A 13060-nucleotide genomic window follows, 5' to 3' on the forward strand; every position below is an offset into this window, starting at 1 on the left:
ACGGCTTGCGTGCGAGGAGGCTGGAGCGCAAGCGTAACCCTGCAAAGCGCGCTCTTGTGCCTGTGAGCAACGCGAATTGGCTCAAGATGTGCCCTGATTTTAATCTTTTTTAATTTTTCTATTCTGCTTTTTTCTGTTGTATTTTTGACTAAAATTACAATCCCTGCGTTTTGTGTTAGAATATAATAGGTTTACTTTTTTATTTTTTAGGTAGGGTTTTATGTGTAAATTGCGTTTTTTTGGGTTGATTTGCTTGGCTCTTTTTAGTTTTGGATGCTCGAATTTTTTTAACAACTCTAAGACTGACGAATTGAATGGCGAAAAGGGGATTTATGTAAGTTTTTCTTCAATGCCTGCTTCTACGGACATTTTTTCAAGCGAAAGGGCAGCTTTTCCTAACATTGAAAACGACTCCTTTATGAGTGGAAAATCTGCAAAATTGAAAATACTGGATTCAGGCGGAAATCCTATTTCTAGCATCGGCGAGATTGCTGGCAAAAAGGATGGGAATTCTTTTTATTTTCCTTTTTCGGCTACGGCTAGTGGAACTTACAAGGCAAAAATTTCAATTTATAAAGGCTCTGATGAAATTGCTTCTGGAATTACGGGCGAAACTTTTTTGTGGAATGGTAAGTCGGCTTCTATAACAATTTCCTTAAAACCTAATACTTTGTCCAATGTAAATGGCAGCATTTTTCTTTCTTATAATTTGCCAAGTGATTATTCGCTAGATACGACAAATACAAAAATCATTTCTGGAAAAACTCTTTCGGGAACTGTTATAACTACCACTCTTCCGACTGTGTATGTAAATGATTATACTGGAGAAATTACAAAAGCTGATTGCTCTCCTGGGGTTTATACTCTTGGAATAATTCTAAAAAAAGCTGGCATTTCTGCTGCTGTGGTTTTGCAGGAAATTACAGTTTGGCCAGGATTCCAGACAAACCTTTGGTACTTGCCAGACGGAAATACAACGCAAACTCTTTCCATAACTCCACAAGAAAGAATGCAATTTTATGTGCGTGGAACAAAGGTCGACCCTTCCGATTCAGCTTCTGGCTACTGGTATCTTTCGAATTCATCTATTCAAGCAGTTGAAGGAAACGACAGCACAGGCGACGGTTCAATCGCAAAGCCTTATGCCACGGTTGCAAAGGCCGCTTCTCAATGCAAGGGAGAAGGCCCTTATACGATTTATGTGGATGGAAAAACTTCGGAGTCGGCTGAAATTACTGTCGATTCTAACATTGCTATACAAGGCTTGACTGAAAAGGCGACGATAAGCAGAAAAACTGATAATAATAGAAACACCATGCTTAATTTAATGCTCGATAAATCTTTAACAATGAAGCGCATCACTTTTGACGGCTCTAAAGTTATACTTACTGAATCTAATAAAACATGTCTTTCAATTTCTGGAGAGGCAAATCTTACAGATTGCAAAATAGAAAATTGCTATTCCGCAACGACTTCTTCTGGTGGCGGTGTTTATGTAGGTCCTTTAGCCAAACTAACTATGAAGGATTCTTCAATTACAAACTGCAAGGCTCAATATGGTGGAGCGATATATATAATTACTGATTCCGATACTGAGTGCTTGCTAGAAAATGTTACGATAACTGACTGCGTGGCAGACGGCAATGGTGGAGCGATATGGATAAGGCGTAATTCTGGGTTAAGGGAGAGTTTTTTAAATATAAAAGGAAATTCCAAAATCGACAGGTGCAAAGCAGTCAATGGAAGCGCAATATTCATTTTTGTGGGTTCTAAAGTTACAATAAAAGACAATGTTGTTGTAGGAAATGAGAATGGTTATAGCGAAAGTGGAGGAACTATACTACGAGGAAACCTTGCAACAGGGGATGGTAATGATGGCGCAACAATCTATGTAGATTTAGGAACTTTAGAATTAAAGGACAATGCAAAAATCTGTGGGAACAAGGCAAAGCATGGTGGCGGTGTTCACATTGACAGAACAGGAGTCTTTAATATGAGCGGTGGCGTAATTTCTAAAAATGAAATTACAGGAAATGGTGGTGGGGTTAATGTTGATGATACAGATGGCACTTTCAACATGACCGGAGGCTCTATAGAAGGCAACAAAACAAGTAATAATGCTGATACGAAAGGTGGTGGCGTTCAGGTTGCTGGAACTTTCAATTTTTCTGGCGGAACGATAAAAGGTAATTCTGCTACTGTTAGTGTATCTAGTGCAACAGGTTATGGTGGTGGTGTTGCATTATTTGGTGGAAAAATGTTCATGTACGGTTCTGCGGTAATTGGCAACAAGGATGCTACGGTCGTTGCAACCGTAAGCGCCTGCTCAAACTATGCGCAAAAAGGCGGCGGAATATACAACAATGGAAAACTGTATTTAGGTTATTCTTCTGCAAACAGTGCAGGAGAGCCAGACGATGAAGCAGATTTTTCAAACGATGGCGGTATTTACTATAACTACGCCCAGGGAGTTGGTAATAGTAGCGGTGGTGGCGGAATATGCAATGTTGCTAACTTTTATATGCGTGACGGAAGAATAGGAAAAAATGGTGCAAAATATGGTGGCGGAGTTCTTGTTTCTTCTTCTAATAGTGTGTTTAAGATGTCTGGAGGAATTGTAAAAAACAATGAGGCAGAAAGTGGAGGTGGCGTGTATCTTTCTACAGGCAACATCGACTTTTCTATGAATGGCGGAATAATACAAAATAATAAGGCGACGAGCAACGCTGGAGGTGGCGGAGGAGTATATGTTTCTTCTGATGGCACATTTAGAATGGCATACGGAACTATAAAGGATAATGCTTCAAATAACAACGGTGGCGGTGTGTATAACTTCGGCAAAATGTTCATGTACGGTTCTGCGGTAATTGGCGACAAAAATGCGGCGGAGACTGCAGCTACTAACAACCACTCAAACTATTCAAGTACAAGTGGTGGAGGAATATATAACAATGGAAAACTGTATCTGGGCTATTCTTCTGCAACCAGCACAGGAGAGCCAGACGAAGAAGCAGAGTTTACAGGCGATGGTGGAGTCTACTACAACTATGCAAGTTTAGGTGGGGGAATATGCAATTCAAATGCCTTATACATTAATAGCGGATATATAGTGTTCAATGCTTCAAGGGGTAACGGTGGAGGAATTTATCTTGATTTTTCTTCAAATACGACATTGTCTGGCGGCGGAATAATTCAGAATAAATGTGTAGGCAGTGGGAAAGGAAGTGGAATATATCATAACGGAAACCAGTTTACTATAAAAGTGGATGGAAATATCAACACGGATAATGATATATACTTGGATAAAATTAGCAGTACTGAATTAAAGACTGTAAATATTGATGGAGTTTTGCAAAGTACAGAAATTATTGTTGCACAAATTACACCTGCATTTTATATTGCAAATCTAGGTGTTTTGTCTGGTGATATTGATGTTAATTATGGCGGAAAATGGAATTATACAAGATTTACTGTAACAGATGAAAATCCTGTTAAAAAATGGGAAATAGATTCCTACGGAAAGTTACAACGAAAATATTGATAAAACAACGCTGTAAAAATATAAAAGATTTTGTATAATCGGCTTATGAATTTAAAATTTATATCTTGGAATGTAAACGGCTTGCGTGCTGTTGTTGGAAAAAATTTTTACGAGGCGTTTTCATTATTGGATGCTGATTTTTTCTGTCTGCAAGAAACAAAGTTGCAGTCTGGGCAAATCGAAATGCAACTTCCTGCTGGTTACGAGCAGTTTTGGAATTATGCGCAGAAAAAAGGTTATTCTGGAACGGCGATTTTTGCCAAGCATAAACCTTTGAGCGTTTTTTATGGAATTGATATTGCAGAGCACGATTTGGAAGGCAGAGTTATAACGCTTGAATACAAAAATTTTTATCTTGTTACAGTTTATACTCCAAACTCGCAAAATGAATTGCGTCGCTTAGACTATAGAATGCAGTGGGAAACAGATTTTAAAAACTATCTTTTAAAACTTGCATCGAAAAAAGGCGTTGTTGTCTGTGGCGATTTGAATGTTGCACACGAAGAAATTGACTTAAAAAATCCTTCTTCAAACAGGCGAAATGCGGGCTTTACAGATGAAGAGCGTGCCAAAATGACAGAACTTTTGCAGAGCGGTTTTGTAGACAGCTTCCGTTTTTTTTATCCTGAACAAAAAGATATTTACAGTTGGTGGTCGTATCGTTTTAGTGCGAGGGAAAATAATGCAGGATGGCGTATAGACTATTTTTTGGTTAGCGAAAATCTAAAATCCAAAATGAAAGACGCAAAGATTCACACGGAAATTTTGGGTTCTGACCATTGTCCTGTTGAGCTTCTGCTCGAAGAAGATATTTAAAAAGCAGATTTTTGTTTTGTACATAAGGCGGATTTGCAAAAAGAGAAATTTTTTTTTATTTTGGGCGCATCTGTCTAACGACAGACCGCGCTTTGCAGGGCTACGGCTTACGCCTACGACCAAACGCAGTTCTACGCACTGCGTTTGTTTTCGCTTGCGCTCACCCTTCCAATCGCTTGCGCACATGGAGGTGCGCTTAGAAACAACGCGACAGTTTTGCAAAAAACTGTCAGTCAAATAAAAGCACGGACGTTTTTATTTGAACCAATCGCTTGCGCACACGGATGTGCGCTCAGAAGCAATTCAACATTAAAAGTTTGTCGGGGCTTTTGCTTTTTGTGCTAAAATAATTTTATGAAAAAAAATCCTCTTGTAAGCGTTTGTATTCCTGTTTTTAATAGCGAAAAAACTTTGCCTCGCCTTTTGGAAAGTTTACTATTGCAGACTTTTGAAAATTTTGAAGTTGTTATTGTCGACGACGGAAGCCCTTGTAAAACTCAAAAGCGATTTGGCTTTGCCCAAAATGAAAGTTTCTGTAAAAAAATCGTAAAAGAGTTTTCTAAAAAGGCCAAGTCTCTTAACAAAAATATAAGTTTTTCTTTGGTTGTTCATTCTAAAAATTTTGGGCTTGTAGAAGCGAGGCGTTCTTGCGTTTTAAATGCTAAAGCATCTTACATTTTTTTTGCCGATAGCGATGATGTTTTGCCCCACGATGCTTTAGAGATTTTATACAAAGCCGCAATGGAAAGCGGTGCGGATATTGTTCATGGTAGGGCTGAAATTTATAACGAGGGTGCGTTAGCGCTGTGCAGGGCGGCAAAGCCGGCCACCGCAGAGAGCTTTGCGAGCGAGGAGGCTGGAGCGTCTAGCGGAACCCGAAACATAGCGACGGTGCAAAACGAAGTTTTGCAGCGAACGCCCAATCAAGACTTTATAAATGAGCGGCGAAAAAAAATTTACAACGTTCATCCTGGAGTTCTGGAAGGACACGAGATTTTTGAAAGTTATTTTGTAAACAAAACGCATTCAGGATTTTTGTGGGGCAAGCTTTTTAGGCGAGAGGTTTTGCTAAATGCTTTTGAGCAGATTCCATCTGTTTTTTGCGTTATGGCGGAGGATGTGCTTATTTATTTTTATGCTTCGCATTTTGCTCAAAAATATCTGGGCATTTCGGACTTTGTCTATTTTTATGATATTTCTGGTGGCATAACTTCTAAAAAAAAGGTCTGCGATTTGGGCGAGTGGCAGAGGGTTATTTCTGTTTCGTCGGTTTTTACGATTTTGTACAGCGCGATTGGTGTAAAAGATTCAGATGAAAATGCGATTGTCTTAACCGAAAATGAAAAAAAAGAATTGCGAAGGCTTTGCCTTTATTATGTTTCTAATAATCTGAAACAGCTTCACGGTGCGGTTATTCCAGAATTGCAGGCAGAAGCACGCTCTATGATGGGCGAGTGGTGGGGAGAGGAACTTGTTTGCCTCGTAGAAAAGGCAGAAAGTTAAAAATCAAAAATCAACGCGAAAAACTAAAGCCCTAATAAAGACTTTGCTGTTCCAAAGAGAGTTTTTTGCTCCAGTTTTGCTCCGCAGTCCAGCATCAGCGGTAAAAGCGAATCCACAGTTTTTTTGTTTTTTTCGTATTCAGTTTCGTTTGGGGCGTTGTAGACTTGCGTAAGTATGAGATAGACCAGGGGCGTAATATCGCTCTTTTGTGTTTTTGCAGTCATTTGCGGTTCTGCCTGATTTTTAAAATCTGTTAAGAACATTTTTAGCGTGTTCCAGCTTTGAAATGTTATGAGGCGATATATAAAATTGTTTGGAAGGCTTGTCGTTAGGATTTTTCCTTGCTTTGTCGTAAAAGAAAAATCTGCTTTTCCCCTCGACTTTTTCGTATCTGCTCCTTTTTGCAGCAATTTTTTTGAAACTTCAAAGTCGTCTAATTCTGCTGCAAGGTACAAGGCGGTGTTTGTCATCGAAGAGCCTGCATTCATCTCAAATTTGTCTACATCTTGCGTTTTTTCGATTATGAACGAGATAATTTCGTCTAATTGTTTTGTTTTTTGTTCTATCTGGCTGTCCTTGCAGTAATAGGCATAAAACATGATTTTAGCGAGGTTTGACTCGACATAAGTTTTTTTCATATTGTGACGCACCGTTAAAATGGCTTCTTCTATCTGCTGCTTTTTAGCTTTTGAAAAGTCGAAGGTTGATACGAGTTGATTTGTTCTAAATTCTGCCATCGATTTCGCGTATGCATCGCTACCGTTTTTTAGTGTTGCCTTGAATTGAATTGCATAATATAACGGCGAAACTCCAGAAAATTTGTAAGTGTTTATATCGACTTTGTTTTCTTCCTGCATAAAGACTTTTAAATCGCAATCTTCCAGTGCTTTTAATAGCTTGTCCTTTTTTTCTTTTTTGTAGTCCACTATAACTTTTTCTTGAGTTGATTTTTCATCTACAAAAGCGATTGGTGCAAATTGAGTCCAGAATTGCTCTTTTGGATTAAAATTTTTGAAAAATAATTCGTCTAGAGTTCCAACCATCTTTTTTGAAACTCCGTAGTTCCAGATTTCCAGTGCAAAATCTTTTTGATTAACATACATAAAAAAAGTGAATGCCTGCTGAATAAATCTGCCTGTGAATTCTTCTGCCTGTTGTATGTGCAAAAATGCGTTTTTATAGAATTCTGCAGCTACTTGCAAATCCCAGTTTGCAACTGAAACAAAGCCTTTGAACCAGTTTATAAAAAAATCTGAACGGTTTGGAGCTATGTCTTTTACCTGCTCGTAAAATGCTGCCATATCCTTTGTCTTATATACAAAGTCGCCCATGACCGACTGCCAGATGTAGTTTATTGTCTGCTCTTTTGCAAGTTTGTATTCAAAGCTGTCTTCTATATTTTGATTTTTTGTCTGCTTTTCTGCCATTTTTTATCCTTGTAAAATTATTTTGATGTTAAAATCTCTTCTGCACGTTTTAATGCTGAATCGATATTTGCAAAGATGTTTTCCCGACCGATTATCTCTACGATTCCCATCTTTTTGCAAAGCAAATACGGCTGTTTGTGAAGCCCTGAAAGTATTATCGTTATGTCTTTTCTGTCGCAGGCGTTTTTAACCTGCTCTAATGCGATTATTCCACCTGCATCCAAATATAAAGTGTTTTTCATTCTGAATATGATGACTTTTATATCTGCATCTGCGACTTCTGTTGCATATTCAAATTTTCTAACTGTGCCAAAAAAAAGCGGACCGTCAATCTCGTAAACTAAAACTTGTTTTGGGAGCGTTAGTTCTTGTGTGCTGCCTTCTCCATTTAGACCTTCTGCCAAAGAAGGAGAACCTAAACTTACTGTCGATAAATCTATCATCTTTTTTATGAATAGGAACGCTGCAAATACAAGGCCTATTCCTATTGCATAAGTTAAGTCGATAAAAACGGTTATTAAAAATGTTACGAGTAAAACCGCTGTATCGGATTTTTGCCCTTTTAAGAGAGAGCGAATTGCACGTAAGCCTGCCATATTCCACGCTACTTGAATCAGAATTGCCGCCAAAGATGCAAGAGGTATGTATTGAACGTATTTTCCAAAGAAAATCATTATAAAAAGCAAGGTGAGCGCATGCACAATTCCAGCGATGGGAGTTTTTCCTCCGTTGTTTATATTTGTTGCTGTGCGTGCTATTGCTCCTGTTGCTGGTAAGCCTCCAAAAATCGGACTAAAGATGTTTGCAATTCCCTGCCCTATGAGTTCGTTGTTCGAGTCGTGCTTTGAGCCTGTCATTCCGTCGGCAACAACGGCAGATAGAAGCGACTCTATTGCAGCAAGAAGAGCGATTGAAATTGCAGAAGGAAAAACCGTCTTTATTGTGTTTATGCTAAAGTCTGGAAGCATAGGCTTTGGAAGCGAATCTGGAATTTTGTATAAGTCGCCTATTAGAGTTGTTTTTAAGTTGAAAAAATGGTCTATAAACAGATTTGCCAAAGTTGCAAGCGCGATTACTATAAGGCTTGCTGGAATTTTCTTTGTAAATTTTGGAAGCACAAAAAGAAGAATTAAACTTACAAGTGCCATTAAAAACGAATAAATATTTATTGAAGAAAGAGAGTTTGCGTAGATTAGGATTTTGCCGACAAAAGTTCCTGGCATTTTTTCGTAAACGCTTCCAAATGCTACTATTGGAAATTGCGGTGTAAGGCCAAAAAAGTCGCCAATCTGACCTGTTGCGATTGTAACTGCAATTCCTGCTGTAAAACCTACAACAATCGTATACGGAATGAACTTTACAAGACCTCCAAGTTTAAATGCTCCCAAAAGTATGAGCATTATTCCTGCTAAAACAGTTGCCGTTGCAAGACCTGCAAATCCCAAATTTGGATTGTTTACTATTGCGTATATGATTACTGTGAACGCGCCTGTAGGACCTCCAATTTGAACTTTTGTTCCGCCAAAGGCAGAAATGCAGTATCCTGCTATGATTGCTGTATAAAGACCTGTTTCTGGAGAACAGCCAGAAGCGATTGCAAAGGCTATGGAAAGCGGAAGTGCAACTATTGCGACTATGATGCCAGCGGTAAAATCCTGAAAGAATTTCTTTGAATTGTATCCTTTTATGCTCGCTAAAAGTTCAGGTTTGTACATTATTTTCCTCAAAAATTGATAGTGGATTTTTTTGAATTATGTCGTTTTTCCGTGCGATATTCAATTATCGAAAAATCTGCCATTTGCGATTTTTGGATTTTGTGCGATGTCTGGCCTTTGTGCGATTTTGGGACTTGCGATTTTTTATACAGCGAGCGAACAATTCGTTTTATTAAAAATAAATCTTAGCCCAGATGGTAGCGGCTTGCCGAAGGCAAGTTGCACAGTGAGCACTCCTGTGCGAACGGAGCAATGTAGCGAGAGCGAAACCGCGCACAGCTGGTCGAGTAAAGTTTTGTGCTTCTTATATCATTTAATTTTTTTTAAGGCGAAAACATAATATTGCAAAGCGCTGAAATTGTTTTTTTATTGTGCTATATTTTTTTTATGACGGAATCTAAAGATTTTGAGTCTTGGACTTCTTATAACCAGTGGCTCATTGAAAATTACGATGTTTACAGCGTTACGAATATTGAAGATACAAACGGAAAAATCAAGGCGTATTTTATGACCAAAGAGGAATGGTTAAAAGAAGCAAAGCGGTTGGAAGCAGAGCAGAATTAGCGATTTTTGCGGATCTTTGAAGATTTTTGAAAATCGGCGGATTTTTGAAAGTCGGCGGATTTTAATTTTGCAAATGGCGAAAAGCGATATCGGTGGATTTTAATTTTGCAGACTTTTGCGTTTTATTTGTTTGAACATTTCGCTCACAATTTTTTTATCAATTCTTTTGCGTTTTCGTAAAAAATTTTTTCCATCTTTTGTGCGTAGGTGTTGTTCAAATCTTCAAGGTTTTCCAAAAGTTCATCTTTCGTTTTTGCTGTGAGTATGAGTTCGCAATAGCCTCGTTCTCTAAGCTGTTGTGCTGCTAAATTTTTTATTTCGTATACTTTTTTTATATAGGATTTTTTTAAAAATTCTTTGCTTTCGTATTCATCTGCAAGCGAAAGTTTTATGTTGAGCGTAAAATAGTATTTTGATTTTTGCCTTTTTGTGCGAGTTTTTTTTGCGCCGTCGCTTTGCTTTAATAAGAACTGTGCGCTATCTAAAAATGTTTCACAAACGGTTTTTCCTTGCATGTGAGCGTAAGTCGTTGTCATTCCAGAAAGGCGAGGGTTTATTTCGATTACAAACCAATCTTTTCCGTCAAAAATTAAATCGACTTGTGCAATTCCTTTAAAACGGCAAGCACGCGAAAGATGTTTTAGAATTTTGTTGAGCTTATGTATTTTGTATCGTTTTGAATTTACAGGGCCTGCCTTTTCGCTCTGCTTTGGCGAAGTTATTCCATATTTATTTACGCTGAACAAAAATGGCGGTTCTATTTCGTATACGATTTTTCTGCCTTTGGGTTTTCCTATTATCTGTGTTCCTAAATGCGCGCCTTTTATGAATTCTTCTACGATTTTGTCAGAAGTAAACTTTTTTGATTTTAGGAAATTTTTTACTTGTTCAAAATTTTCAAGAACATCGGTTCCGTAACTGCTAAATCCTGTTGTGTCTTTTATTATGACTGGAAAATTTAGTTCTTCTATCTCGTGCAAAACTGCGGATTTATAGACATTGCTTTTTACAAAAGTTCTGTTTGCCGCGTTTATAAAAAGTTCATGGTGAATGTAGACGGCTTTTGGAGTTTTTATATTGAGTCTTTGCAAAAGATTGTGGGTTTTCCATTTGTCAAAACAGTCGAGTGCAGTTTGAAGATTGTGGCATATTGTTTTTATGCCTTTTTTCTCTAAATATTCTGCAACTAGTGCGTCTTTTGCGGTGAGCCAGTCAAATGGAACTGTGTAAAAAGTTACGGCGATTGCAAGGTCTGGTTTTAGAGTTTCTAAAAAATCTGCAATTTCTTCTTCTTTGTCTTCTTTTATTATTTCGTATTGAACGCTTTTTGCTTTAAATGCTAATTCATCATGCGATAGATCGAGCAGAAACATTCCTGGCAATTGGGTTGCTATTATAAAATCGTATTCTGCATATTTTTTCGCCAAATCTTCAAATTCTTGTGCATAAGTAGGAAAGGTTTTTGAAACTAAATTTTCGTCATAAACCGAAGACGAAGTTGAATAAAACAAAATGCGCATCGCTTAATTATTCTAAAAATTCCCAATGATATTGCAAGAGCTTTCTTGTAAATCAATTTTTTCAAGGAGCAATACGCTATGGGATTTTGCAAAACAAAAGGCGATGTAGGGCAAAGATGACTTTACAGTTTAATCCAAAATTGATGTTGTGTTGTGTAAGGTTCTTAAAATCACTAAACTATGAGGCAAAAATACAGTCGGACTTTTAGCCGCAGCAAAATGGGGTATAAATTGAAAATAAACGGTTCTCAAATTGTAATTGAATGTTTGGTTGAACAGGGAGTTGATACTGTTTTTGGTTATCCTGGAGGAAACATACTCAACATTTACGATGCTCTATACAAAAACTCTAACCGCATTCGACACATTTTAACCGCTCATGAACAAGGAGCTTCGCACGCTGCTGACGGTTATGCTCGCTCAACAGGAAAAGTTGGCGTTTGTATGGCGACTTCTGGTCCTGGAGCTACAAATCTTGTAACAGGAATTGCAACCGCTTATATGGATTCTTCGCCTATCGTTGCTATAACTTGCAACGTTGGGACTTTTTTACTTGGTAAGGATACATTTCAGGAGATAGACATAACTGGAGTAACGCTCCCAATAACGAAGCATAATTTTATGGTAAAGCGGATTGAAGACCTTGCAAGCACTATAAGACAGGCTTTTTTGATTGCAAAGTCTGGTCGTCCGGGACCTGTCCTTGTCGATATTCCAAAAGATATAACAGCACAAGAGTGCGAATTTACTCCTCTACATAAAGGCGACGATGGGGCAAAAGATTTAGTTTTGCACAATGTCAATTTTAAAAGGGTTATGAGCGTAAATGTTCCTTCTGATGAAGAAATTCAAAAAGCTGCTGATTTGATAAATCGATGTGAGCGTCCAATAATATACGCTGGTGGCGGAATAAAAATATCTGGTGCAGAAAGCGAATTGCTGGAACTTGCACAAAAAGCTTGCATTCCTGTTGCAGAAAGCCTGATGGGACGCGATGTATTTCCTGCTACGCATCCGCTTTGCACTTGGATGGTCGGTATGCATGGAACTCGTGCGAGCAATATGGCAGTTACAGAAAGCGATTTGGTTTTGGCTTTGGGTGCGCGTTTTTCTGACAGAGTTATTGGTAAGCCAGAAAAATTTGCTGAACATTCGACAATTTTTCATATCGATATTGACCCAGCTGAGATAAATAAAAATATTCCTACTGGCGGTCAATTGGTTGGGGATTTAAAATCAATTTTAAAAAGACTTTTGCCTCTTGTAGAAAAAAAAGAGCATTCATCTTGGCTTAAAAAGATTGAACAATGGAAGGGTGAAATTCCAAATACTTATAGTGTTGTAAAACAGAATTTTGTAAATCCAAAGTTTATGCTGGAGACTGTGCATAAATATGTTGGCGATGACACTTTTATAACGACAGAAGTCGGTCAGCATCAGATGTGGACGGCTCAATTTTATCCTTTTGCAAAAGCGCGCACTTTTATAACTTCTGGTGGGTTGGGAACGATGGGTTTTGGAACAGGCGCTGCGATGGGTGTTCAAATTGCAAATCCTAATGCGAGGGTTGTGCATATCGCTGGCGATGGCTCTTTTAGAATGAACTGCAATGAGCTTTGCACAATAGCACGTTACAATCTTCCTATTGTAATTGTCCTTGTTGATAACTCGACTTTGGGAAATGTTCGCGTTTGGCAAAAACTTTTTTACGAAAAACGCTACAGCCATACGGATTTAGATTTTGGTCCTGACTGGAAAAAACTCGCAGATGCGTACGGTGTTGGTTATGTAAAGGCAAGTTCAAATGCAGAATTTGAAGATGTTTTTCAAAAAGCGTTTGCTCAAAAAAAGCCTTACATCGTGGATACTATGGTTGATAAGGATGAAATGATTTTGCCGATGGCGATTCCTGGTAAACCAATCGACGAGCAGATGATGGCTTGGGAAAACTGATTTTTCGTTTGAGCAGAATAT

8 protein-coding genes are annotated in these 13060 nt (G+C 38.2%); 5 read left to right on the forward strand and 3 right to left on the reverse strand.

The annotated features are described in order from the left end of the window. The first annotated feature begins 220 nt into the window (after positions 1 to 220). From FXX65_RS07960 to FXX65_RS07970, 3 genes are all read left to right on the forward strand, one after another. Positions 221 to 3541 (forward strand): autotransporter outer membrane beta-barrel domain-containing protein, encoded by a 3321-nt coding sequence (locus tag FXX65_RS07960; RefSeq protein ID WP_147615834.1) that lies wholly within the window; start codon positions 221 to 223, stop codon positions 3539 to 3541. 45 nt (positions 3542 to 3586) lie between these two features. Beyond that, on the forward strand, positions 3587 to 4357 hold the full coding sequence (locus tag FXX65_RS07965) for an exodeoxyribonuclease III (RefSeq protein ID WP_147615835.1): 771 nt from the start codon (positions 3587 to 3589) through the stop codon (positions 4355 to 4357). A 354-nt stretch (positions 4358 to 4711) separates the two neighbouring features. After that, positions 4712 to 5860, forward strand: a complete 1149-nt coding sequence (locus FXX65_RS07970; protein WP_147615836.1) for a glycosyltransferase family 2 protein — start codon at positions 4712 to 4714, stop codon at positions 5858 to 5860. Positions 5861 to 5883: 23 nt separating this feature from the next. Here the strand turns inward: FXX65_RS07970 and FXX65_RS07975 are convergent, their stop codons facing one another. Next, a complete protein-coding gene (locus FXX65_RS07975) occupies positions 5884 to 7287 on the reverse strand; it encodes an ankyrin repeat domain-containing protein (RefSeq protein WP_147615837.1) in 1404 nt (467 codons plus the stop codon). 17 nt (positions 7288 to 7304) lie between these two features. Next, a complete protein-coding gene (locus FXX65_RS07980; RefSeq protein WP_147614042.1) occupies positions 7305 to 9002 on the reverse strand; it encodes a SulP family inorganic anion transporter in 1698 nt (565 codons plus the stop codon). A 387-nt stretch (positions 9003 to 9389) separates the two neighbouring features. Here FXX65_RS07980 and FXX65_RS09645 point away from each other — a divergent pair, with 387 nt between their 5' ends. Then, positions 9390 to 9566 carry a hypothetical protein gene (locus FXX65_RS09645; RefSeq protein WP_187115331.1) on the forward strand — a complete coding sequence of 59 codons (177 nt, stop codon included), beginning with the start codon at positions 9390 to 9392 and terminating at the stop codon, positions 9564 to 9566. A 143-nt stretch (positions 9567 to 9709) separates the two neighbouring features. On the opposite strand, the gene FXX65_RS07985 is transcribed toward FXX65_RS09645, so the two are convergent. After that, positions 9710 to 11086, reverse strand: a complete 1377-nt coding sequence (locus FXX65_RS07985; protein ID WP_147615838.1) for an ATP-grasp domain-containing protein — start codon at positions 11084 to 11086, stop codon at positions 9710 to 9712. A 231-nt stretch (positions 11087 to 11317) separates the two neighbouring features. On the opposite strand from FXX65_RS07985, the gene ilvB reads away from it, so the two are divergent. Further along, a complete protein-coding gene (ilvB, locus tag FXX65_RS07990) occupies positions 11318 to 13039 on the forward strand; it encodes a biosynthetic-type acetolactate synthase large subunit (RefSeq protein WP_147615926.1) in 1722 nt (573 codons plus the stop codon). The last annotated feature ends 21 nt before the right edge of the window (positions 13040 to 13060 follow it).

Source organism: Treponema pectinovorum, assembly GCF_900497595.1.
GTDB classification, from domain to species: Bacteria; Spirochaetota; Spirochaetia; order Treponematales; family Treponemataceae; genus Treponema_D; species Treponema_D pectinovorum.